21 protein-coding genes are annotated in these 23,690 nt (G+C 64.3%); 10 read left to right on the forward strand and 11 right to left on the reverse strand.

Going from position 1 to position 23,690, the window contains the following annotated elements; translation table 11 throughout:
• Positions 1-2: 2 nt before the first annotated feature.
• The 3 genes from AC1RMG_RS28940 to AC1RMG_RS28950 all read left to right on the forward strand — a co-directional run bounded on the left by AC1RMG_RS28940 (position 3) and on the right by AC1RMG_RS28950 (position 3,941).
• Positions 3-1,655, forward strand: a complete 1,653-nt coding sequence (locus AC1RMG_RS28940) for an acyl-CoA dehydrogenase family protein (protein ID WP_065363626.1) — start codon at positions 3-5, stop codon at positions 1,653-1,655.
• A gap of 100 nt (positions 1,656-1,755) precedes the next feature.
• Positions 1,756-3,228, forward strand: a complete 1,473-nt coding sequence (gene amn / locus AC1RMG_RS28945; RefSeq protein WP_015637154.1) for an AMP nucleosidase — start codon at positions 1,756-1,758, stop codon at positions 3,226-3,228.
• A gap of 146 nt (positions 3,229-3,374) precedes the next feature.
• Positions 3,375-3,941, forward strand: coding sequence for a pseudouridine synthase (locus AC1RMG_RS28950; RefSeq protein WP_161466734.1), 567 nt, complete (start codon positions 3,375-3,377; stop codon positions 3,939-3,941).
• On the opposite strand, the gene AC1RMG_RS28955 is transcribed toward AC1RMG_RS28950, so the two are convergent.
• Complete coding sequence (locus tag AC1RMG_RS28955) at positions 3,936-4,145, reverse strand: DUF2788 domain-containing protein (protein WP_003228500.1); 210 nt, start codon at positions 4,143-4,145, stop codon at positions 3,936-3,938. The genes AC1RMG_RS28950 and AC1RMG_RS28955 overlap by 6 nt on opposite strands.
• Before the next feature lie 110 nt (positions 4,146-4,255).
• A complete protein-coding gene (locus tag AC1RMG_RS28960; protein WP_011063640.1) occupies positions 4,256-4,735 on the reverse strand; it encodes an Lrp/AsnC family transcriptional regulator in 480 nt (159 codons plus the stop codon).
• 416 nt (positions 4,736-5,151) lie between these two features.
• Here AC1RMG_RS28960 and AC1RMG_RS28965 point away from each other — a divergent pair, with 416 nt between their 5' ends.
• Positions 5,152-6,252, forward strand: coding sequence for a DUF6515 family protein (locus AC1RMG_RS28965; RefSeq protein ID WP_493170830.1), 1,101 nt, complete (start codon positions 5,152-5,154; stop codon positions 6,250-6,252).
• On the opposite strand, the gene AC1RMG_RS28970 is transcribed toward AC1RMG_RS28965, so the two are convergent.
• A complete protein-coding gene (locus AC1RMG_RS28970) occupies positions 6,246-7,142 on the reverse strand; it encodes a cation diffusion facilitator family transporter (RefSeq protein ID WP_019093824.1) in 897 nt (298 codons plus the stop codon). The two genes, AC1RMG_RS28965 and AC1RMG_RS28970, sit on opposite strands and share 7 nt — an antisense overlap.
• A gap of 27 nt (positions 7,143-7,169) precedes the next feature.
• Positions 7,170-7,589, reverse strand: a complete 420-nt coding sequence (locus AC1RMG_RS28975; protein WP_011063637.1) for a hypothetical protein — start codon at positions 7,587-7,589, stop codon at positions 7,170-7,172.
• A gap of 130 nt (positions 7,590-7,719) precedes the next feature.
• Between AC1RMG_RS28975 and hrpB the strand changes: the two genes are divergently transcribed.
• Positions 7,720-10,239 carry an ATP-dependent helicase HrpB gene (hrpB, locus tag AC1RMG_RS28980; RefSeq protein WP_493170831.1) on the forward strand — a complete coding sequence of 840 codons (2,520 nt, stop codon included), beginning with the start codon at positions 7,720-7,722 and terminating at the stop codon, positions 10,237-10,239.
• Positions 10,240-10,276: 37 nt separating this feature from the next.
• Here the strand turns inward: hrpB and AC1RMG_RS28985 are convergent, their stop codons facing one another.
• Both AC1RMG_RS28985 and AC1RMG_RS28990 read right to left on the reverse strand, forming a co-directional pair.
• Positions 10,277-11,353 (reverse strand): endonuclease/exonuclease/phosphatase family protein, encoded by a 1,077-nt coding sequence (locus AC1RMG_RS28985; RefSeq protein ID WP_404673597.1) that lies wholly within the window; start codon positions 11,351-11,353, stop codon positions 10,277-10,279.
• Between the two features lie 88 nt (positions 11,354-11,441).
• Positions 11,442-12,104, reverse strand: a complete 663-nt coding sequence (locus tag AC1RMG_RS28990) for a YciC family protein (protein ID WP_019093827.1) — start codon at positions 12,102-12,104, stop codon at positions 11,442-11,444.
• Positions 12,105-12,285: 181 nt separating this feature from the next.
• Between AC1RMG_RS28990 and AC1RMG_RS28995 the strand changes: the two genes are divergently transcribed.
• From AC1RMG_RS28995 to AC1RMG_RS29005, 3 genes are all read left to right on the forward strand, one after another.
• Positions 12,286-13,068, forward strand: coding sequence for a DUF2076 domain-containing protein (locus tag AC1RMG_RS28995; RefSeq protein WP_053154073.1), 783 nt, complete (start codon positions 12,286-12,288; stop codon positions 13,066-13,068).
• A 136-nt stretch (positions 13,069-13,204) separates the two neighbouring features.
• Positions 13,205-13,684 (forward strand): NYN domain-containing protein, encoded by a 480-nt coding sequence (locus AC1RMG_RS29000; RefSeq protein WP_011063632.1) that lies wholly within the window; start codon positions 13,205-13,207, stop codon positions 13,682-13,684.
• A gap of 27 nt (positions 13,685-13,711) precedes the next feature.
• Positions 13,712-14,323, forward strand: a complete 612-nt coding sequence (locus tag AC1RMG_RS29005; RefSeq protein ID WP_011063631.1) for a 3'-5' exonuclease — start codon at positions 13,712-13,714, stop codon at positions 14,321-14,323.
• Positions 14,324-14,333: 10 nt separating this feature from the next.
• Here the strand turns inward: AC1RMG_RS29005 and AC1RMG_RS29010 are convergent, their stop codons facing one another.
• Positions 14,334-14,780 (reverse strand): Lrp/AsnC family transcriptional regulator, encoded by a 447-nt coding sequence (locus AC1RMG_RS29010; protein ID WP_210458027.1) that lies wholly within the window; start codon positions 14,778-14,780, stop codon positions 14,334-14,336.
• 161 nt (positions 14,781-14,941) lie between these two features.
• On the opposite strand from AC1RMG_RS29010, the gene yedA reads away from it, so the two are divergent.
• Complete coding sequence (gene yedA, locus AC1RMG_RS29015) at positions 14,942-15,850, forward strand: drug/metabolite exporter YedA (RefSeq protein ID WP_493170833.1); 909 nt, start codon at positions 14,942-14,944, stop codon at positions 15,848-15,850.
• Here yedA and AC1RMG_RS29020 read toward each other — a convergent pair whose 3' ends face one another.
• The 3 genes from AC1RMG_RS29020 to AC1RMG_RS29030 all read right to left on the reverse strand — a co-directional run bounded on the left by AC1RMG_RS29020 (position 15,851) and on the right by AC1RMG_RS29030 (position 20,783).
• Entirely contained in the window at positions 15,851-16,912 is a 1,062-nt protein-coding gene (locus AC1RMG_RS29020; RefSeq protein ID WP_493170834.1) for an alpha/beta hydrolase family protein, read from the reverse strand.
• A 176-nt stretch (positions 16,913-17,088) separates the two neighbouring features.
• On the reverse strand, positions 17,089-19,983 hold the full coding sequence (locus AC1RMG_RS29025; RefSeq protein ID WP_493170836.1) for a carbohydrate-binding protein: 2,895 nt from the start codon (positions 19,981-19,983) through the stop codon (positions 17,089-17,091).
• Positions 19,984-20,324: 341 nt separating this feature from the next.
• Positions 20,325-20,783, reverse strand: coding sequence for a hypothetical protein (locus AC1RMG_RS29030; RefSeq protein WP_019093830.1), 459 nt, complete (start codon positions 20,781-20,783; stop codon positions 20,325-20,327).
• Positions 20,784-20,998: 215 nt separating this feature from the next.
• Between AC1RMG_RS29030 and rhlE1 the strand changes: the two genes are divergently transcribed.
• The gene (rhlE1, locus tag AC1RMG_RS29035) at positions 20,999-22,333 is read left to right on the forward strand and encodes an RNA helicase RhlE1 (RefSeq protein WP_011063626.1); all 1,335 of its coding nucleotides are present in this window, start codon (positions 20,999-21,001) and stop codon (positions 22,331-22,333) included.
• 77 nt (positions 22,334-22,410) lie between these two features.
• On the opposite strand, the gene AC1RMG_RS29040 is transcribed toward rhlE1, so the two are convergent.
• Positions 22,411-23,643, reverse strand: coding sequence for a TIGR03862 family flavoprotein (locus AC1RMG_RS29040; protein ID WP_125062957.1), 1,233 nt, complete (start codon positions 23,641-23,643; stop codon positions 22,411-22,413).
• Positions 23,644-23,690 lie beyond the last annotated feature (47 nt).

Genomic DNA, 23,690 nt, shown 5'->3' on the forward strand with positions numbered 1-23,690 from the left:
CGATGAACCTCCACCAGTTCGCTGAAACCCACGAAGTCACCAACCAGCCGCCAGCTTTGGACGGCGCCAATCTCTATCGGATCGACCTGCCGCTGCAGCAATGGATGCGCCGTTTCGATGCCGGTTGGGCCGAGTCGCGGGTCGACGCCTATGGCGCCCTGGCCGGTGGTCCGTTGATGGAGGCGGGGTTCCTGGCCAATCAGAACAAACCGGTATTTTCCAGCCACGACCGCTTTGGCCACCGGATCGATCTGGTGGAGTTTCATCCCGCCTATCACCAATTGATGCAGGCGGCGATCGAAGCCGGCCTGACCTCACTGCCCTGGACCGATCCGCAAGCGGGGGCCCATGTTGCCCGCGCCTCCATGACCTATCTGCACAGCCAGGCCGAGGCCGGCAGCGGATGTCCGCTGACCATGACCTTCGCCTGTGTACCGGCCTTGAAGCTGCAACCCGATATCGCCGACCAGTGGCTGCCCAAGATCCTTGCCACCCGGTACGACCCGCGAAATGTCGGCATGCAACACAAGGCCGGGCTGACCATCGGCATGGCCATGACGGAGAAACAGGGCGGCACCGATGTGCGTGCCAACACCACCCGGGCCTACCCGGTGGGGGCTGGCGGCCCCGGGCAGGCGTACGAGCTGGTGGGCCACAAATGGTTCTGTTCGGCGCCGATGTGCGATGCCTTCCTGACCCTGGCCCAGACCGACAAGGGCCTGACCTGCTTCCTCCTGCCCCGGCACCGTCCCGATGACACGCGCAACCAGTTCTATATCCAGCGCCTGAAGAACAAGCTCGGCAACCTTTCCAACGCTTCCAGCGAAGTGGAGTTCCGCGGTGCCCTGGCCTGGATGATCGGCGAGGAAGGCCGCGGCGTGCCGACCATTATCGAGATGGTGGCCATGACCCGTTTCGATTGCATGGTCGGCTCCAGCTCCCTGATGCGCCAGGCCCTGACCCAGGCCAGCCATCACTGTGCCCATCGCACCGTGGGCGGGCGGGTGCTCAGCGAGCAGCCCCTGATGCAGAACGTGCTGGCCGACCTGGCCCTGGAAAGCGAAGCGGCCCTGGCCCTGAGCATGCGCATGGGGCGGGCCCTGGATCATCTGGACGATGCCCAGGAGGCGAAGTTTTCCCGGCTGGTGACGGCGGTGGGCAAGTACTGGATCTGCAAGCGGGCCCCGGCGATGATCAACGAGGCGGCGGAGTGCATGGGCGGTGCCGGTTACGTCGAGGACAGCATCCTGCCACGGCTGTACCGCGAGGCGCCGGTGAACTCCACCTGGGAAGGCTCCGGCAACGTGCAATGCCTGGATGTGCTGCGAGCCTTGTCGAAGGAGCCGGGCGTGCTGGACGCCTTGTTCGCCGAATTGGGCGATGGCCATGGCGACAAGCGCCTGGCCGCCCATATCAACGGGCTGAAGGAGAGCTTCAAGGACACCGGCGACATTCAATACCGTGCTCGTCAACTCACCGAGGACATTGCCCTGGGCCTGCAGGCCAAGCTCTTGCTGGAAGCAGGCAACCAGGTGGTCAGCGACGCCTTTATCGCCAGCCGCCTGGGCGGCCAGGGCGGGCGGGTCTACGGCACCTTGCCGCGTGGCCTGGACGTGGCAGCCATTGTCGCCCGCTCCTCCCCTCAGGGCTTCTGACCCTCCCTGGGCGCCGGCTTCCCGGCGCCTGCGGTGATTGCGCTGTTCCCGTGGGACGGTCTTGCAGGCAAGATGAACGCCTGCAAGTTCAGAACACAGGATGCTTATCGTGACCGAAGCTTTTATTGTCGTTCAAACCGCCGAGCAAGCCGTGGACCGGCTTGCCGCCCTGCATGAGCGGGCCACCACGGCGCTGAGCCAGGCGCTCAAGCGTTATCTCAAGGACCGGGTCGAGCCGGATGCCGAGCAACGAGCACTGTTTCGCTACCCTGAGTTGCGCCTGACCTACCACTGCCACGGCGAAGTCCCACAGACCACAAGGGCCTATGCCAAGGTCCAGTTGCCGGGCACCTACAGTGTCACCGTGACCCATCCTGCAGCCTTCCGTAATTACCTGCTCGAACAATTGGTGCCGTTGATGCACGACTTCACCGTGACGGTGGAAGTGGGCGTCAGTGAGCAGAACATTCCTTATCCCTATGTCGTGGAACAGGGCGACGAGCTGGCAGGTTCCGGCGTGACCGCTGCGGCGCTGGCGCGGGTGTTCCCGAGTACCGACCTGTCGGCCGCCACCGATGGCATCGCCGATGGCCTCTACGATTGGGAAAATACCCATCCGCTGCCCCTGGCGCTGTTCGATGCCGCGCGAGTGGATTTCTCCCTGCGGCGCCTGGTGCACTACACCGGTAGCGACTGGCGTCATGTGCAGCCGTGGATCCTGCTGACCAACTATCACCGCTATGTGGACCAGTTCATCGTTCATGGCCTGGAGCAGTTGCGCAGCGATCCGCGCTTTGTGCGCATGGTCCTGCCGGGCAACGTGATCATCGAGAAAAGCATGGATCACGGCGAGGCCTCGGCCATCGCCGCCGGTGTGGTCTGGCACCGCTACCAGATGCCGGCCTACCACTTGCAGGCCAGCGATGGCCACGGCGTGACCCTGGTGAATATCGGTGTCGGCCCGTCCAACGCCAAGAACATCACCGACCACCTGGCGGTGCTACGTCCGCATTGCTGGCTGATGATCGGCCACTGCGGCGGCCTGCGGCAGTCCCAGACCATTGGCGACTACGTGCTGGCCCACGCTTATATGCGGCGCGACGGCATTCTCGACCGCGTGGTGCCGCCGAACATTCCGATTCCGGCCCTGGCCGAAGTCCAGCTGGCGTTGCAGCAGGCGGCGGCCAATGTCACCGGGGAAAAGGGCGAACAACTGAAGAAACGCCTGCGCACCGGCACCGTGCTGACTTACGACGACCGCAACTGGGAGTTGCGTTGGGCCGAAGAACGTCCGCTGATCAACCTGTCCCGGGCCGTGGCGGTGGACATGGAAAGCGGCACCATCGCCGCCCAGGGGTATCGCCTGCGAGTACCATACGGCACCTTGCTGTGTGTCTCGGACAAGCCATTGCACAGTGAAATCAAGTTGCCGGGCGCGGCCAACGCCTTTTATGAGCGTGCGGTCAGCCAGCATCTGAAGATCGGTATCGAAGCGGTGGACCTGATGCGCAGCGAGCTCAACTCCCTGCACTCGCGCAAACTGCGCAGCTTCGACGAGCCGCCTTTCCGCTAAGCGTTTAAGCCATGGTCATTTGGCGGTCAGGCCACTAGCATTGTCGGTCCTGATCGCTGAATGTTCCTGCTCCCATGTCCCGTCCGCCCCGTCCCGCTTCCCGCCGCCCTGGCGCCAAGCCGTTTTCCTCCTCTCCCGCCAAGCGTGTGGCCAAGGCCGCGCCGGTCGAGCCGAAGCTGATCCTGTTCAACAAGCCTTTCGATGTGCTGACCCAGTTCAGCGATGGCGAGGGGCGGGCCACGCTCAAGGACTTCATTGCGGTCCCCGGGGTCTACCCGGCCGGGCGCCTGGATCGCGACAGTGAAGGGTTGCTGCTGTTGACCAATGACGGGCAGTTGCAGGCGCGCATCGCCGATCCCAAGCACAAGCTGGCCAAGACCTATTGGGTGCAGGTCGAGGGCGAGCCCAGTGCCGAGCAGTTGCAGCGCTTGCGCGAAGGTGTGCAGTTGAATGACGGCATGACCCTGCCGGCCGAGGCGCGTCAGCTCGAAGAACCGACGCTATGGCCGCGCAACCCGCCGGTGCGCTTTCGCAAGAGCGTGCCCACCAGTTGGCTGGAGCTGGTGATACGCGAGGGGCGCAACCGCCAGGTAAGGCGCATGACCGCTGCGGTGGGGCTACCGACCTTGCGCCTGGTGCGGGTCAGGATCGGCGACTGGACCCTGGACGGCCTGGAGCAGGGCCAGTGGAAAGAGGTGGCTGCGCGCTTATAAGGCGCCGGACTCGATCAGGCCGATCACCACGCTCTTGATGATGAATGCTGCAACGCCCAGGCCCAGCACGAAGAACAGGATGAACGAGCCGAAGCGCCCGGCCTTGGACTTCTTGGCCAGGTCCCAGACGATGAAACCCATGAAAATGATCAGGATGCTGACCAGGCCGGTCATCATCCACTCTTCGAATACTGCTGGGTCCATCACTCATCTCCAGTGCAGGCAGGGCAAAAAATGCCGGGCGAGTATACGCCAACGCCCGCGGCCCAAGCATTGATCTGCATGCGTTATGTCGCCACAGCGGGGGCCGGGATTCAGTTGCGCAGGTGGGTCAGCGGCAGTTCGGTGCTGTTGAGCACCTGATTGAGCACGAAGCTCGAACGCACGCTGGTCACGCCCTCGATACGGGTCAGATGGCCGAGCAGCAGCTTCTGGTAATGGTCCATGTCCGGTACCACCACCTTGAGCTGATAGTCGGCATCGACCCCGGTCACCAGGCTGCACTCCAGCACCTGGGGCAGGCTGCGGATCGCGGCTTCGAAATTCTCGAAGCGTTCCGGCGTGTGCCGGTCCATGCCGATCAGGACATAGGCGGTCAGGCTCAGACCGAGCATCTTGCGGTCCAGCAGGGCGACCTGGCGGGAAATGTAGCCATCGTCCTCCAGCTGCTTGACCCGGCGCGAGCAAGGGGAGGGCGACAGGCCGATGCGCTCGGCCAGTTCCTGGTTGGAGATACGGGCGTCGCGTTGCAACTCCGCCAAAATGCTCAGGTCGTAGCGGTCGAGTTTGCTCATCAATCAGGCCTTTGTCGTAACTATTGCGTTGAATTATCTATCTTGAGTTAAAAATTGCGCAAGTGGTGTTTTTACAAGCAATCTTCGCAATCCTCTGTCTTCGCTGCGCGCCTATTCTTATCACCAGAATCACTGCCCGGACATAGAGTCCACTGCGGCCCGCCGAATCAGGCCTGCCGCGGCCGCCAATCCCACAGGGTTGAGCCGGCCCCCGGGCTACACACTGTCCAGAAGACGGAGTGAGGTGAGCCGGCGTCAAAAGCGCCGAGCACGGACAAAATCTCAAAGGGCGGCCGACGGGCCGCCCTTTTTTATTGCCTGCGAAATAAGTCTCGTGACTGATAACCTGATGCAGAACCGCCCAGGGCTTTTTCAGTCTTATGTACAGGCCCCCCCTATCCGCAGTGAGGAATAGCATGAAGTCGCGCATCTGGCGTATGGCAGGTGTTGGTGTGTTGTGCCTGAGCGTCAACGCTCAGTTGCTCGCCGATGAGCGAGACGAGAATCGGCCGCCTGTGCAGCATGGCGCTCCCGGGGGCGAGCAGCGAGAGCATCAAGGCCAGGGCCGCCCGGAAAATGCCCCGCCGCGGCCCGCCAATGTTCCCAACCGTCCACCACCCAGTGCGCAGCCACAGCGGCCGCAGAATGAAATCATTCGCGGCGATAACAGCCGTCAGTTCGAGCACAACGGCCAGAACCCGGGAGGGCAGTGGCAGAACCGGCCTCAGCACGATCCCAATCAGCAGGTTCGCCCGGCTCCTGTGCCACAACCCCAGGTGCAGCAGCCGAACAACCTGCCGATCCAGGGCCGCCCCGACACCGTGCGCCAGACCCAGGAGCCACAGCGTGGCTACTATCAGGACATTCCCCGGCGCAACGACTACAACCAGCATTGGCAGGCTGGCGGCCCGGGCTCTCGGCCAGGTGGCGGCCATCCCAACGACTACCGCTGGCCGGGCCGCCCCGATGGCCATGGCAATGGCTGGGGCCCCGGGCCGCAGTACCGCCCCGGGTATGTGATCGACCGCTTCCCCGGGCGCAATGACCGGGTCGCCTATCGCGGCCAGGATTACTTTTTTTCCGGTGGTTACTGGTACCGCCCGCAAGGCCCGCGCTATGTGGTGGTGCGCCCGCCCTATGGCATTCGTGTGACGTACCTGCCCGACTATGCGCGGGAAGTCTGGATCGGCAGCGCGCTGTTCTTTCTGGCGGCAGGGGCTTACTACACCTACGAAGCCAACACCCAGCAGTACGTGGTGGTCGAGCCACCTGCCGGCGTGCCGGTTGCGGACCCGCAGCAGAGCGGCAATGGCTATGACGTGCTGGCCTACCCGGTCAACGGCCAGTCGCCGCAGCAGATCGACCAGGACCGTTACGACTGCTATCGCTGGGCGGTGCAGCAGAGCGGCTTCGATCCTGCGAGCGTGACCTATCAGCCGGCCCCGCAAGTGGTCCAGGCCTACCGCCAGGCCCAGGGCAACTGCTTGAGCTCACGGGGCTATCAGGTGACCTACTGAGCCCTGGCTGCCTTCACCACTTCCTGCGGGTCGGCGTGCACCAGCACTTCGGCCCGTGGATAGGCCTTCTGGATGGCATCGGCGGCCTGGTCGCTGATGCCATGGGCCACCGAAAGGGTCAGTTCCCCGGGTAATTCCAGGTGCAGTTGGACAAACCAGTGGCTGCCGGAAATCCGTGTGCGCAGGTCATGGGCCCCCAGTACTCCCGGCACACTGCACGCCAGCTCCAGCATGTGCTGGCTGACGTCCGGCGGCAGCTCCTGGTCCATCAGCACCGAGAAGCTCTCCCGGGCGATCTGGATCGCGCTCCAGAGAATGTAGACGGCAATTCCCAGGCCGAACCAGGCGTCCACCTGATGCAGGCCGAACGCCGCCAGCACCAGGGCCAGCAGGATGCTGCCGTTGAGCATCAGGTCGGAGCGGTAGTGCAGGGAGTCGGCGCGCACTGCATTGGATCCGGTCGCCCGGATCACCCGGTGCTGCAGGAGCAGCAGGGCGATGGTCAGCGCCAGCGACAGGACGATCACCCCGATGCTCAGCCAGGGCGCGCCTACCGGTTCCGGATGTTGCAGGCGTTGCGCCGCCTGGAAGGCAATCAGAACCGCGCTGCCGGCGATGAACAATGCCTGGGCCATGCCCGCCAGGGACTCGGCCTTGCCGTGGCCATAGCGGTGGTCGTCGTCTGCCGGGCGCAGGGCGTAATGCACTGCCAGCAGGTTGAGCAGCGAGGTGAAACCGTCCAGCACCGAGTCGGTGAGCCCGGCGAGCATGCTCACCGAGCCGCTCAGCCACCAGGCGACAGCCTTGGTCACGATCAGTATGCCCGCCACGGTGACCGAGGCGCGGGTGGCCAGGCGCAGGAGGCGGGCGTGTTCCGAGTTGGCGGTCATCGACGGCGGGTTCCTGGGTAAAAGTGATCAGGCAGCAGGTTGCAGGCCGTACAGCGCCAGTTGTTGCACGCTGCCCTTGTGCTGGATCAGGCGTGGGTCATCCAGGGGGAAGCTGCCCCCCAGTTCGCTTTCCAGGATGGCCTGCAGCTTGCGGTTGTCGACTTTACCGTCGGCGCCGATGGCCTGTTGCAGTTTTTCCGGCGCGATCTGCGCGGTCTTGCCCGGCTCCAGGTAGATGGCCCCGGTGGCGAAGTCGACGCCGAAGGCGATCAGCCCTGGGATCACGTAGAACAGCAGGCCAACGGCATCCAGCACAGCCACCAGGGGATCGATCTTGCCGTCGATCTGGCCGCGCCGGTCGGGGAAGAAGATCGAGCCGCAGGCGGTGAGTTGGGTCAGCAGGGTGGCCACCAGAACGCCGCCGATGACACGGTGGGAAATACGCATGGAAATCTCCTAGCAAGCACGAAAGCAACGAGGGATGAAGCGGGGTGTTGAGTCTTGTCGATCAGCACTCAGACCATGATTAACCCCAGGCAGTTCGCCGTTATACTCGCGCCTCTGTTTTGGAGCCAGCATGAATTCTTTGCCAATTGATGAAGTTTTGCCTGCACTGCGTACCGCCCTGGCGACACGCCATGAAGCGGTGCTCGAAGCCCCGCCCGGTGCCGGCAAGACGACCCGCGTGCCCCTGGCGCTCCTGGACCAGGACTGGCTGGCCGGACAGACCATCCTCATGCTCGAACCCCGGCGCCTGGCCGCCCGGGCCGCCGCCGAGCGCCTGGCCAGCGAGCTGGGAGAGAAAGTCGGCGAGACCGTGGGTTATCGCATCCGCCTGGACAGCAAGGTCGGCCCGCGTACCCGCATCGAGGTGGTCACCGAAGGCATCCTCACCCGGCGCCTGCAGGATGACCCGGCCCTGGAAGGCGTCGGCCTGCTGATCTTCGATGAATTCCACGAACGCAGCCTGGACGCCGATCTGGCGCTGGCCCTGAGCCTCAATGGCCGCGAGCTGTTTCGTGACGAGCAGCCACTGAAGATCCTGCTGATGTCGGCGACGCTGGAAGGCGAGCGCCTGTCGACCCTGCTCGGCGATGCGCCGATCCTGCGCAGTGAAGGGCGCATGTACCCGGTGACCCAGCGCTGGGGCCGACCCTTCCAGCCCGGTGAATTCATCGAGCCAAGGGTGGTGCAGACCGTGCTCGAGGCCCTCAACGATGAAAGCGGCAGCCTGCTGGTGTTCCTCCCCGGCCAGGCGGAGATCCGCCGGGTGCACCAGCAGTTGGCCGAAGCCCTGGGTGAGCGCAGTGAGATCCTGCTCTGCCCGTTGCATGGCGAGCTGGACCTGGCAGCCCAGCGCGCAGCCATCGACCCGGCGCCGTCGGGCAAGCGCAAAGTGGTGCTGGCCACCAACATTGCCGAAACCAGCCTGACCATCAATGGCGTGCGGGTGGTGGTGGATGCCGGGCTGGCGCGGGTGCCGCGTTTCGATCCCGGCAGCGGCATGACCCGCCTCGATACCCAGCGTATCTCCCGGGCCAGCGCCACCCAGCGCGCCGGGCGTGCCGGGCGTCTGGAGCCCGGCGTGTGCTACCGCTTGTGGTCGGCCGATCAACAGGAGCAACTGGCCGCCTATGCCAGTGCGGAAATCCTCCAGGCGGACCTGGCCGGATTGGCCCTGCAACTGGCGCGCTGGGGCGTGACGCCAAATCAACTGGTATGGCTGGACGCTCCCCCCAGTGCCGCTTATGCCCAGGCCCAGGACTTGCTGGTGCGCCTGGGGGCGTTGAATGACGATGGCAGCCTGACCCGCCACGGCCAGGCCATGGCCGAGTTGCCGGCTCACCCGCGCATCGCCCATCTGCTGCTGCGCGGCCAGTCCCTGGGGTTGGCGCCGATGGCTTGCGATGTCGCGGCGCTGCTGGGGGAACGGGATATCCTGCGCGGCGCCGGCGCCGACCTGCACAGCCGCCTGGTGCTGCTTGGCGGGGAAGAGCGTGCCGCTCGCGGAGCCCAGGGCGGGGTGCAGCGTGCCCGACAACTGGCGCGCCAGTACCGGGGCTATCTGCGCGGGCAGCCCGAGGCTGCGGTGGCCGACCCCGAGCACCCGCGCTGGCTCGGCGCCCTGTTGGCCCTGGCCTATCCCGACCGGGTGGCCCAGCAGCGGCGCCCCGGCGGTGCCGAATACCGCCTGGCCAACGGCCGCGCGGCGCTGTTCAGCGAAACTGACAGCCTGATGAAGCAACCCTGGCTGGTAATCGCCGACCTGGGCAGCCGCCAGGGGCAGCGCGAGGAGCGCATCTACCTGGCGGCGGATTTCGATCCGGTGTTGTTCGATTCGGTACTGGCGGAGCAGGTGCGGCAAGTCGATCAGCTGGATTGGGACGAACGCGAAGGCGTGTTGCGGGCCGAACGCCAGCGCAAGGTCGGCGAACTGGTGCTCAGTCGCGAACCGCTAAGCGGGCTGGATGAGTCCGCCCGCACCCAGGCCCTGGTCAATCTGGTCCGGCGCAAAGGCCTGGAGCTGCTGCCCTGGACCCCGGAGCTGCGCCAGTGGCAGGCCCGGGTAGCGTTGCTGCGCCAGCTGGACCTGGAGGCCACGGGCGCCAGCCAATGGCCGGATGTCAGTGACGGGGCCTTGCTCAAGGGGCTGGAGCAGTGGTTGCAGCCCTACCTGGGCAAGGTCTCGCGGCTCAGCCACTTCGCCAACCTGGAACTGGCCGGAATTATCCACAACCTGCTGCCCTGGCCACTGCCTCAGCGCCTGGATGAGCTGGCCCCCCATCACCTGACGGTGCCTTCCGGGTCGTCGATTCGCCTGGACTACAGCGAGTATCCACCCATCCTGGCGGTACGCCTGCAGGAGCTGTTCGGCCTGGCGCAAACACCGCGCATTGCCGGTGGCCGCCAGGTGGTCAAGTTGCACCTGCTGTCTCCGGCACGACGTCCGGTACAGGTCACCCAGGATCTGGCGAACTTCTGGCGCAGCACCTACGCCGAGGTGAAAAAGGACCTCAAGGGCCGTTACCCCAAGCACTACTGGCCGGATGACCCGCTGATCGCCGAAGCCACGGCGCGGGTCAAACCGCGCAAATAACCCGAACTCCCGTACTGCCCTGTAGCCGCTCTGGGGTTTATTGCGCCGGCAAGAGGAACCGGGCCAGCACCGGCAGGTGGTCGGAGATGCGCAAGGTGTCGTCCAGGCGCACCCGGGATTCGACTCGCTTGAGCCGCGGGCTGTAGAACAGGTAGTCCACCGTGCGATCCGGGCCGTCGAGGCTCGGGTCGTTGGGGTAGTGGGTCAGCCAATGCGCGCGGTCGACGCCGCTGGCCTGGGTGTTGCTGGGGATCATCGGGTATTTGTCCCACAGCAGGTGCAGCGGGCTGTCGGCACTGTAGGGCGCCCGTTGCACGTCGCTCAGTCGCTGGTACTGGCCCAGGGGCAACAGGTTGAAATCCCCGCCAATCAGCCAGGGCGTGCCGCGGCCTTCGAGTTTATCCAGGACTTTGCCAATGGCTGCGACCTGCCTTGATTGCGTCTGGCCAGGCGTGCGAGCACGTTCCAGATGGGTATTGAGCACCGCCACCTGGCCGCCGTCGTTCAGGGGCAGGTAGCTCAGCAGCAGGGCCTCCCTGGGCTGGAACTGCCGGCCGATGAAGCCGTGTTCGGCTGTGGGCAGTTGCAGGCGTTCGGCGTGATCGATGCGATAGCGGCTGAGGGTGGCCAGTTGTCGGCCGACACTGCCGAAAATATGCGGCGATGGTACGAAATCGGCTTTCCAGTCGTAAGCCTGGGTGCTGCAGGGGTAGAGATCGGTGAGGCGTTCCTGCAGGAGTTTGAGCTGGTCCTGGTAGGCGCTGGCCTTGGCGCCGTTGTCCACTTCCTGCAGCAGCACCAGGTCCGGTTGTTCGTCGCGGATCACGCGAGCCACTTCGTCGAGGCTGAAGGCCATGTCCTCCAGGGTCGGCTGCTCGTCCTCGCCCTGTGCCTGGTCGTTCCAGAACACATAGCGCTTGCCCGCCAGGTACTGCAGGTTCCAGGTCATCACTTTCAGGGCCTGGCCCGGCACCAGCGGCGCGGCCTGGGCACTGCAACTGACAGCGAGGCTTTCCTTGGCTTCCGGGCGCCAGGTCAGGCTGTAGACCAGCCCGGCCAGCACCAGACCGATCAACAACAGGCTCAACAGGGTGATGCGAAGTAGACGGATCATCGGCTCGGCTTATGGCGTTGCAGGATGGCCCCGGAGCATAACCGAGAGCACGGCCGTCACCCAAGGGGCAGAGCGGCCGGGGGAGGATTTAGCGCTTGTCCGGCTGCTCGCTGATCAGCATGAACAGGCGGAATAGCACCACGCTGGTGAACAGCTGCAGAAAGCTGTAGGCGCTGTCGATGGCCAGGGACAGCAGCGGGTTCAGCGGTTCGGAATAGGCCGCTTCACTGGCACCCTTGAGCAGCCACAGCGGGGTCATTACCGCCAGGATGCACACCAGGATCCGCAGGAAGTGCCCACGGCTGAGGCGGAAACTTTCACTGATGGCCGCCAGCGGCGCCATGCCCTTGAGCACCAGCAGGTACTCGGCGAAAGCCAGTACCACCATCAGCCACAGCCCCGGCAGGAAATACAGCGACAACCCCAGCAGGATCAGCAGGGTGCTGACCGCCGTCAGCAGGGCAAAACGCGGCCACAGGGTCAGGGCCATGGCCAGCAGGTCCCGGGTCCGCGGCGACTCGCCCCGGGTGCGGGCGTCGAGAAACAGGATCAGCGCACCGGTGTACAACGGATACACCAGAAGGCCCACCACCACGCTGTAGCCCGGGAAGGTATCGGGGCCCAGGGCGCTGTTGACCCCTTGTTGCAGCAAGGCTTCGAGAATCACCAGCGGCAGGCACAGCTGGGCGATCTGCCCGAGGTTGCGCTGGAAGAAATACAGAGAGTCACGCAGTACATCTAACGGATTCATTCGATGAGATCGCAGTTGAAGAAGCGGTTGCACACTTTAACCGATGCAGGCCCCGCCCGAGCAAACGTAAACCTTGGGTAAAGACCATTGAAAGTCGTCGCACCAGCCCCATAACTGGTGCGTACCACCGCTCTGTCCGAGTGGCGGACCAGATTTCTACCGGCAATCTAAAGAGGTCGCCATGAACAACCAAGAGCAAACCCTGATCGATGGACTGTTTTCACGGTTGCAGCAAGCCGAAACGGATTCAGCCCCGCGCGACGCCCAGGCAGAGGCGCGGATCAAGGAGCATCTGACCCGCCAGCCTGCGGCCGGGTATTTCATGACCCAGGCGATCCTGGTGCAGGAGGCCGCACTCAAGAGCCTCAACGAGCAGAACCAGCAGCTGACCCAGCAAGTCCAGCAATTGCAGGCTGACCTGCAACAGGCCCGGGCCCAGGCCAGTGCTCCGGCACCGGCGGCCGGTGGCGGTTTCCTGTCGAGCATCTTCGGCGGTTCCCGCGAGCCACAGCCGGCACCGAGCCAGAGCGCGCCGCCACCGTCGTCCGGTGGTGGCTGGCGTGAACCAGCGCGTTCTTCCTTTGGCGCCCCCGCGCAACAGAACTTCGGTGCGCCGCAGCAGAATTACGCCGCACCGCCACAGAACTATGCACCGCAGCAGGCACCGGCGGCGGGTAGCAGTTTCCTGGGCGGCGCCTTGAAAACTGCCGCCGGCGTTGCGGGCGGGGTCATGCTGGCCCAGGGCATCAGCAGCCTGTTCCACAACAACCAGCAGCCCCAGGAAATCGTCGAAGTCATCAAGGAAGAACCGGCGCCGGCCAGCGACAACAGTGGCTGGGGCAATGACGACCAGCGCCTGGCCAACAACGATTCCTGGGGCAACAACGACCAGGGTGGCTTCAGCAACGCCGACTACGACAACGACGACAGCTCGTTCTTCTCCGACGACGACTCCTTCGTCTGACCTGCGTCGGTCCGGGGCAAACACCTGCCCCGGACCGATTATTCGCGGAACAATCCCTGCGACTGGCATACTGGGCGACTTTTCGGGGCCCGAGGCCCGATCCAGCCCTTGCGCTGCTGCGCCATGAGGATTAGCGGTGAAGAAAATCGCTGTGTTCGCCGATGTCCAGAACCTCTACTACACCGTTCGTCAGGCCTATGGTTGCCACTTCAACTATGCGGCGCTGTGGGCGGATATCAGCAAGCAAGGGCAGATAGTCGAAGCCTATGCCTATGCCATCGACCGTGGTGACAGCAAGCAACAGCAGTTCCAGCAGATCCTGCGCAACCTGGGCTTCACGGTAAAACTCAAGCCCTATATCCAGCGCAGCGACGGCTCGGCCAAGGGCGACTGGGACGTGGGCATCACCATCGACATCATGGACGCTGCGGCCCATGTCGACGAAGTGGTGCTGGCTTCCGGCGACGGTGATTTCGACCTGCTGCTGGAGCGCATCATCCACAAGCACGGGGTCAGCGCGGTGGCCTATGGCGTGCCGGGGCTGACCGCCAATTCGCTGATTCGCGCGGCTACGCGCTATGTGCCGATCGAAGGCGCCTTGCTGCTTAAAAGCTGATCAATTTTCATACGGAGCAGGACAGGTTTGGAACGCATTGCCGTCATCGACTTTGAAACCACCGGGATCTCCCCGAGCAGCAGTTGCCGGGCCACGGAAATCGCCGTGGTGATCCTTGAGCAGGGGCGCATCGTCGAGCGTTACCAGAGCCTGATGAACGCCGGCGTGCGGGTGCCGGCGTTTATTGAGCAACTGACCGGCATCAGCAATGCCATGTTGCGCAGCGCACCCCCGGCAGAGCAGGTGATGAACGAGGTCAACGAGTTCGTCGGCATCACGCCGTTGCTGGCGCACAACGCGGCCTTCGACCAGAAGTTCTGGGATTTCGAGCTGGGCCGGATCAAGCGCACCCGCCTGCAGAACTTCGCCTGTTCGCTGCTGCTGGCGCGGCGCCTGATGCCGGCGGCTCCTAATCACAAGCTGGGCACCCTGACCTCATTCGCCGGCCTGCCCCACACCGGCCAGGCTCACCGGGCCATGGCCGATGCGGAAATGGCAGCCAACCTGGTGGCCCACCTGGCCGGCGAACTGAGGCACAAGCATGGCCTGCGCGAGCTGTCCCATGACTTCCTGTGCAAACTGCAGAAGGTTCCCGCGGCCAAAGTCCCCGAACACCTCAAGCGCCACCGCGGGTTCTGAGCCCCGAGGTTCATTTGCTTTCCAGTTGCCCCAGGGGCACGCGCCGTTCAATGGCGCTGGAGAGCACGATGGAGGTCTTGCTGAAACCGAACTGGGCCACGCGGTTGATCAACTCCTCCAGCTCCGGCATCGATCCCACTGCGGCCTGCATGATCACGCAAGGGTCGCCGGTGACCCGGTGGCACTCGGTGAGCTGGGGAATCTTGATCAGTTCGTCATAGGCCTTCTGGTTGCCGTGCTGGGCCAGGCGCAGTTCGATCACGCACTGGATCGGCAAACCGACCTTGGCCATGTCGACTTTGGCCTGGTAGCCGGTGATCACTCCGCAGGCCTCCAGCTTGGCCACGCGCTCGGCCACCGCCGGTGCCGAGAGATTCACCTTGCGTGCCAGCTCGGCGTAACTCGCCCGGCCATTTTCCAGCAGGCTGGCCAGGAGCATGCGGTCGTACTTGTCCATGGAAGGCTCTCGATCTATCCAGCTTTCGAAAGCACGGTATATAGCCCTTATCTCCATCTTTTGGAAAGTGTACGGGCGTTATAAACAGGTTTTGTAACTTAAGTTCCCTGGGCCGAGTTTCTAGAATAGACCTCCCCCTGCCTGCCTCAGAGCCGCCTCCCATGCCTGGCCAAAGCCGTTTTCCGCTGCCGTTGATCGCCGCCTTTTTTGCCCTCTATGTAATCTGGGGCTCGACGTACCTGGTGATTCGCATCGGTGTCGAATACTGGCCGCCACTGATGCTCGGCGGCATTCGCTTCATCATCGCCGGTAGCCTGATGTACGCCTTTCTGCGCTGGCGCGGGGTGCCGGCGCCGACCTGGGCGCAATGGAAGGCCGCAGGGATCATCGGTGTGCTGCTGTTGAGCTGTGGCAATGGCGCGGTAACGCTGGCCGAACACTCCGGGGTGACCTCCGGCGTCGCGGCGCTGGCGGTGGCCACGGTGCCTTTGTTCACCTTGCTCTGCGGGTATTTCTGGGGTGCACGCAACACGCGCCTGGAGTGGGCCGGGATCGTCCTCGGGATGATTGGCATCGGCATGCTCAACCTGGGGTCCAACCTGCAGTCGAGCCCGACGGGCGCTGCCTTGCTGCTGTTCGCTGCGGCGGCCTGGGCTTTCGGCTCGGTGTGGAGCAAGCATTTGCCGCTGCCCCAGGGCGCCATGGCCAGTGCCGCGGAAATGCTCGTCGGTGGCGTGGTGCTGATGATCGGCAGTGCCCTGAGCGGTGAGCATCTGGACACCCTGCCTCCGATGGAAGGCTGGCTGGCCCTGGCCTACCTGGCCGGTTTCGGTTCGATCATCGCCTTCAACGCCTACATGTACCTGCTCAAGCACGTGCGCCCAGCCGCGGCCACCAGCTACGCCTATGTCAACCCGGCGGTGGCGGTGCTGCTGGGCATCGTCTTCGTCGGCGAAACCATTGGCATCGAGGAGGCCATGGCCATGCTGGTGATCATCAGTGCCGTAGTGCTGATCGGCCTGCCCCAATGGCGCAAGCCCAAGGCCGCGGCCCAGGAAGAGGCGGCCTGATCACTGTCCCGGTGGTAGGCCGGCCAGGCTCCGTTGGAGAAAGTCGCCGATGACCTGGCTCGCTTGCTGGTGAATCGCTTCGCGGCTGCGCTGGCCGCCGTCCCGGCAGATGATTTCATCCTCGGGGTTCTCTTCCCGGAGCAGGGCCGTGGCGCCTGGCTTGCAGATTTGCATGAAGCTGAAATGGCTGGCATCGGCGATCACCAGCAGGCTGGAGGTGGCCGACGGCAGGTGGGTTTCCAGGTAGCCCGACTCCTGCTCCACCGGCATGCTGGCAATATCGACTCCTGCTCCCAGGATCAGGGTTGGCGTCTGCACCGCTGACAAGCTTTGCGGGGTGAACCCACGGACCAGCCCCGGGTCCAGGGAGACGACCGCCTTGACTCGCGGGTCCCGCAGGTCGGTGCCCAGAGAGTCCTGGTTTTGCGGCGCGATCCCCAGTTCCGGAGCCAGCCCGCACAGACGCGGGTTGGGATGCAGCCGACATTCCTCAAGGAAGCGTTGCGGGCTATAGCGGGCGCCGGCCAATGCGGTGACCGTCCAGCCGCCCAGCGAATGGCCGATGGCGGCGATGCGCTGCGGGTCGACCGCGCCTGCCAGGGACTTGTCTGCGCTCAGTGCGTCTATGACCCGGCTCAGATCCCGGGGACGCTGCCAAAGCTTCGCCGCTTCTTCCGGACGCTGGTCGAAACTCGTGGTGCCCGGGTGGTCAGGGGCGGCGACCACATAACCCTGGCCGACCAGCGAAGTGACCAGCCAGCTGAGGTTGCGCCAGTTGCCGCGATAGCCGTGTGACAGGACCACCAAGGGATGGGCCGCAGGGGCAGGAGAGGCATCCTTGATGGTGGGCAGGCCCTGGAAGACCGGGTTCTCTGCCGATACCAGAAGCGGGCTGGCGGTTTCGGTGGGGTACCAGAGGGCGACATGCAGGGGGCGCTGTTTGCTTGCATCGGGCAGGGTTATTTCACGAAAACCGACGAGCTCGGCGGCGCAGGCCAGGGGCAGGAACAGGGAGAGTGAAAGGCCCGCTAGCATCCGTGCGGACAGGGCAATCTTGGGCATTGAAGAACTCCATGGGAAAAACGTCAGTGGCCTGCCAATGGGCGCGCTGGGTGGAATCGAGCGGCGATCGACGGCAGTGGGTGGGCGACGACCGGGGCAGTCGCCGCCCACCCTTTTAACCCACATTGCCGGGAAAGGGTGACCCAATTGTGCAGCTGGCGGTCACCCACTTCGCATCAGTTACAGGTTCCGGCGTCGAGCCAGACCTTACCGGAACCATCTGGCCCGGTGAACGCCGGGTTGCCCGGCTCATTGCCCTTGACCCACCAGCGAGCGATGTAAAAGCGCCCGTTATGGCTGACTCGGTCCTTCGCCACATAGGTGCCCTGGGCCGACCATGGGCCCTGGCAAGCGGTACTTTCTGCCTTGACCGTCACGCTGTGCTCGCGAGTCACGCTGTGATGGCCGTTGCCCAGGCTCAGGGTGATGCGGTAGGTGACGTCTTGTGCTGTTTTGGGGGCGGCGAACTTCATCGAGGTCCCGGCCGCCTGGAAGTCCACGCTCGGGTTCACATTCCAGCGGTAATTCAGCGGCAGGCCAGCAGGGTCGCTGGAACCTTTGGCGTCGAGCACCACCGTTGCTCCGGCTTTGGCCTGGCCCGGGCCGTCGATGCTGGCCAGTGGCGGCTTGACCGCCGGCTGTTCGCCTTCGCTGGCGCACGGACCCAGGTCACGCCAGACCTTGCCGGAGCCATCGGGCCCGGTGAAGGCCGGGGTGCCCGGTTCACTGCCCTGGGTCCACCAGCGCGCTTCGTATTGACGGCCTTTCCACTGCACCTGGTCCTTGGCTACATAGGTACCGCGAACCTGCCACTGGGGCTTGCAGCTGCCGCTGCCGGCCTTGCCCTTGATCAGCATTTCGTGGGTCTTGAGGGTGCTCTGCTTGCCGTTGCTCAGGCTCAGGGTGAAACGGTAGCGGGTGTCTTCAGCCAATTCTGGTGCGGTGAAGGCAATACGCGGACCGTCGTAGGTAAAGTCCAGCTTGGGCGAGGCTTCCCAGGCAAAGCTCAGGGCCGCGCCTTGTGGGTCGCTGGAGGCGGACGCATCCAGCACGATCTGTTCACCTGCATTGGCTTCAGTCTTGCCGCGGATCACGGCCACTGGCGGGGTGCCGGCATCCACAGGTTTGAGCGAGGTCACCTTGACCTGGTTGTCGGCGCTGAACTCACCGTCTGCCAGCAAGCTCCAGGGGCCATTGAAGCTGTGGCTGGAGTACACCTGGTAGCCCTTGATATTACCCGCCTGGCCCTGGCGTGGCAGGTAGCGCAACTGAGAGAAACTGTTATTGCTGCCCATGTCGATCACGATCTGGTGGGGATAACGGGCGTCGGCGGCCGAACTCCAGTAGGAGTTGGGGTTGTCATCGAGCACGTTCGAGCCCGAGGTGGTGCCGGATGCCACGCTGCTGGTTGAGTGGACACGCCAGCTGTTTCGAGGAAGGGGCTCGCCTTTGGCGCTGGCCAGCATCAGTTCGGCGATGCTGGCGTTGTTCTTGCCGTCCACCGAAGAGGTCGCCACGAGCTTCAGGTAGGTGCCTTGGGCCGTTTCCCGGGTGTGGCCGTAAGCGTTGCCTTGCAGGATCAGGTCTTCAGCCGCCATACCTTCGGTCCTGATAGCCAGGTACCAGCGGCCCGGTTTTGGATCCTTGGCCCCGAGACCGACTATCTGGCTGAGGGCCGAGCGGTAGTCGTAGCTGGTGGTGGTTGGTTGAGCGCCATACTTGAGCGACAACTGGACCTGGCCGCCCTTGTTGGTACTGGTGCCGGGCACCACGGTGAAGGCCAGGCGCTGGGTGCCTGCCGGTACATCCAGTGGGAAGTAGCGGGTCTGGCCTTTGGCCTGGTTGATCCGTTCTTCGAGAATCGTGATCAGGTTTTCACTGTCCAGCGGCACGACTGAGGGGGCGTAGGCGGAAATCTTCGCAGCGTTCTCGCGCCAGACCCGGGCCATGTTCGCCGTTCGAGCATCGCCCAGGGGCACGCCGAGGTGGTCCTTGAGGTCCGGGTTGGAGAAGTAGCCGACGTGGTTGCCGCAGAGGATGGTGCCGACCCGACCGTTGTTGTGGCCGAAGCGGTAGTTGTCGTTGCCGTCGTTGCAGTGGCTGCCGCCGATGTTGTGCGCCAGTTCGTGGCGGAAGGCGGCCGAGGCGCTGATGGCGTTGACCGAGTAGCGGCCGTTCACGTAGGCCCAGCCGGCGGCGGTGTCCACCCCGGGTGTGCCAACGGTGAATGCGGCGACCAGGTCCGGGCTGTATTTGCGCATGCCATCGGCGAACAGGTTTTTGACATCGGCCAGCACCGGGGTGGTGATCGGGTAGTCGTTGGTTATCACCTGGGTGCCGGCCAGGCGCACACGCACATTCTTGATCTGCGAGTTTTCCACGGCACGGTTGACCGAGGCGACCTGGGCCAGGGCGTAGGCCTCATGGTCACCGATGTAGTTGGCGGCTTTCTGGGTGAAGCCTGCCAGCAGATCGATGACGATCTCGCCCTGGGCGTTGCGGTGGGTCAGGTAGCTGCGCTGACCGCTCTGGGTCTCGATCAGGTTGGGTACGTCGTTGCCTTCGTTGGGCACGGAGTCGATATTGCGCGGGTCGAAGGAGTGCTGGTTGTTGAGGCGAATCAGCGACTGTTCGCCACTGGCGTTGCCGCGAATCATCAGATTACTGTCAGGCATCAGGGCGATGAAGCTGCCGTCGCCACGGGCGGCGACAAACATTTCCTGTGCGGCGCTCTGGGAGCGGTTGTTGCTTTGCAGCGTGCCGACCATGACCTTGAGGCCCTTGAAACTGTCGTTCCGGTCCGGAATGAGGCTGCGCAGGCGCATGCCGATTTCCTGCTGCAGACGTTCGGTTCCCGCGTCGGCGATGTTGCGCTGGGCCGGATTGGCCATCAGCGCCTGGATATTGATGAAGGGGCCGTCGGCCGCGCTTTCGGCGCGTGGCAGGGCCGCATCGGCAGGTTCATCGGCGGCCTGTACCAGGCCCGTCATGGGTAGCAATACGACAGTTCCCAGGCTGGCCACACAAAGGCGGGTGGCACGGGACAGGGTGTTCAATCTGAAGGTCGGCATAACCATTCCTGGATATACACAGCGCGGCGCAAACCTGGCGAACAGGATCGTGAAAGCGTCCGCGCTGATGATGTGGATGAGGAGTTGTGCCGGCGGCGGGCATCATAGGCAGCGGCGCTGGTGCCGTATATTCGAAGCCTGGCTTTTAGTACCTGTCCTAGGGAACTTGCCCGTACGAAGGGCAAGAGCACTGTTGTGCCAGGAGCGTTTGCCGTGTGTCGGGTGCTGCCGGCGGAGGGTGCAGAAGGGCCGGCGAGTTGGCCAGAACGGCCGGGGAGACAGCGTGGTTGCAATAAAAAACGCCGGGCAATGCCCGGCGCGGTGGCTTCAGCCTGAACGGGTCACTCGAACCCGCTCAGCAGGACGAGGGCGAATAACGCTGCCGCCAGGGCCAGGGAAAACAGCAGGCTGATTCCCGCCACTCGCCATAGCGAGAAGAAGCGCCCGTTACCGGCCTTGTGCTCTATCACCTGGGGGCCGAACAGTTGGCGTGCGTAGGCGTTCATCCCGTAGATCGGCGGCAGGATGAACACCACCGCGGGGATACTTTCCGGAAGAAAAAAGCCTGCCACGCTCATGGCAATGAAAAGGCCGATGCCCATGGCCCAGACTTTGTTCACTTCGCTCTCGCGGCCCATGGCCTTGAGGTTCTGGCTGATGAAATAGGCGCCGGCCACGGAGGTGCCGATGAAGGTGCTCAGGCCAATGGCCGCCACGCTGTAGAGGCACAGGCTCTGATCGGTTGGCTTGCTGGCCAGGAGTTCGGCGGCAGGGGCCTGGAAGGGGTTTTGGTTGTCCATGCGCGGTGAGGCTCCTTGGGAAGGGCAAAGGGGCGGTTGAGTGCCAACTCGGGTGTTGCGCCGCCCTTGTGCGCGACCCGTGGCAAACAGTGGGGCGAGCATACACTCACCGGGGCGGGCTTGGCAGGCCTGGGGCGGCCCGGGAGCGAGCCCCTGAATTAGGGTAAACTGCCGCCCATTGCGTCCCTGTGCTGACTTTTTCCTACGGTACCCCCATGACATTCGCCACTCTTGGCCTGATCGAACCCCTGCTGCGCGCCCTCGAAACCCTCGGCTACCAGACCCCGACCCCGGTGCAGGCGCAAGCCATTCCGGCAGTGCTGGGCGGGCGTGACCTGATGGCCGCGGCCCAGACCGGCACCGGCAAGACCGCCGGTTTCGCTCTGCCGCTGTTGCAGTTGCTGACCCTGGAAGGGCCGAAAGTCGATAGCAACTCGGTACGCGCGCTGATCCTGGTGCCGACCCGGGAACTGGCCGAGCAGGTCCACGAAAGCGTGCGCCAGTACGCCGAACACCTGCCGCTGCGCACCTATGCGGTGTACGGCGGGGTCAGCATCAACCCGCAAATGATGAAGCTGCGCAAAGGCGTGGACCTGCTGGTGGCGACTCCGGGGCGTCTGCTGGACCTGTTCCGTCAGAATGCGGTGAAGTTCAGCCAGTTGCAGACCCTGGTGCTGGATGAGGCCGATCGCATGCTCGACCTGGGGTTCTCCGAAGAGCTCAAGAGCATCTACGCGGCCCTGCCGAAGAAACGCCAGACTCTGTTGTTCTCCGCCACCTTCTCCGACGCCATCCGCCAGCTGGCCGGGCAGATGCTCAACGATCCGCTGAGCATCGAGGTCAGCCCGCGCAACGTGGCTGCCAACACGGTCAAGCAATGGGTGGTGCCGGTGGACAAGAAGCGCAAGCCGGAGCTGTTCAGCCACCTGCTGCGCAAGAATCGCTGGAAGCAGGTGCTGGTGTTCGCCAAGACCCGCAACGGTGTGGATGCACTGGTGGAGAAACTCCAGGGCCAGGGCGTGAATGCCGACGGCATCCATGGCGACAAGCCACAGGCCACGCGTCAGCGCGCCCTGGACCGGTTCAAGGCCAGTGAGATCCAGATCCTGGTGGCCACCGATGTGGCGGCCCGCGGCCTGGACATCGAAGACCTGCCGCTGGTGGTCAACTTCGACCTGCCGATCGTGGCCGAGGACTACATCCACCGCATCGGGCGTACCGGCCGTGCCGGTTCCACCGGCGAGGCGATTTCCCTGGTGTGCGCCGACGAGGTGAACCTGCTCTCGGCGATCGAGATGCTCACCCGCCAGACCCTCAAGCGCCATGAGGAACAGGATTTCGAACCCGAGCACCGGGTGCCGGAAACCGACGCCAGTGGCCAGGTGGTGAAAAAGCCGAAGAAGCCCAAGAAGCCGAAAACCTCCGGCGGTGGCGGCAAGCGCAACCTGGGCAAGTGGGTGGACAGTGGCGAAGTGGCTGAAGCCCCGGCGGTGAAGCCGGTGCGCAAGGTGCCGGCTTTCAACACCGGGCCGCGCAAGCGCAAGCCTTGATCTGACATCGCGCCGGGCCCTTCGCCGGCAAGCCGGCTCCTACCCTTGCGTAGGTGCCGACTTGCCGGCGAAGCTGTTTATGGCTGGCGCCGCAACCACTTCAGCATCCCCAGCCCCGCCTGGCGCCCGCTGGCAAAGCAGGCGGTCAGCAGGTAGCCGCCGGTCGGCGCTTCCCAGTCGAGCATTTCCCCTGCGCAAAACACTCCAGGCAACTGCCGGAGCATCAGGTCGTCGTCCAGGGCTTCAAACATTACGCCGCCGGCGCTGCTGATGGCTTCGTCCAGTGGGCGAGGCTTGATCAGCGTCAGGGGCAGGGCCTTGATGGCTGCTGCCAGGAGCGCCGGATCGTTGAAGCTCTCTGCCGGGGTCAGCTCCCGCAGCAACGCCGCCTTCACCCCCTCGATTCCCAACTGGCCCTGCAAGTGCTTGGCCATGGACCGCGAGCCGCGTGGCTTGGAAAGGGCGACCTGGACCTTGTCCAGGGGCTTGTTCGGTAGCAGGTCGATATGGATCGTCGCCTGCCCGTGCCGGTTGATGGATTCGCGAATCGGCGCCGACAGTGCATAGATCAGGCTGCCCTCGATGCCGCTGGCGGTGATCACGCACTCACCCAGCCGTGGTGCGTCGTCATCAAGGCCGATGGCCACGTTCTTCAGCGGCGCGCCGGCGAATTTGCTGCGCAGCAGCTCGCTCCAGGCGCTGACCTCAAAACCGCAATTGCTCGGTTGCAAGGGTGCGAGCTGTACACCGCGCTGTTCCAGCAGGGGCAGCCAAGCCCCGTCGGAACCCAGGCGTGCCCAACTACCGCCGCCCAATGCCAGCAGGACCCCATCCGCCCGTACCGCACTTTCACCCTCGGCATGCCGGATGCGCAGGCTGCCGTCGGCATTCCAGCCCAGCCAGCGGTGCCGAGTGTGGATAACGACTCCGGCATCGCGCAGGCGCTTGAGCCAGGCGCGCAGCAGCGGCGCAGCCTTCATGTCGGTAGGAAACACCCGGCCGGAGCTGCCGACAAACGTCTGGATACCCAGCTCATGAATCCACTGGCACAGCGCCTCGGCGCCAAATTCCCGCAGCAACGGGGCGATGTGCGGCGCCCGCTCGGCGTAGCGGGAAAGGAAGGCCGGATAGGCTTCGGAGTGGGTGATGTTCATGCCACCGACCCCAGCCAGGAGGAATTTTCGGCCCACCGATGGCATGCCGTCGTACAGGTCGACCCGAACCCCGGCCTGGCTCAGTACCTCGGCGGCCATCAGGCCGGCGGGGCCACCGCCGATAATCGCGACGTGGGAAGGAGGGGAGGAGGGCATCAATAAGCCTAGAAAATGGGGGGAGGGATATTGTAAGCAATGCTAGG

The sequence above is a fragment of the Pseudomonas sp. GW822-FHT04H02 genome (assembly GCF_058800645.1).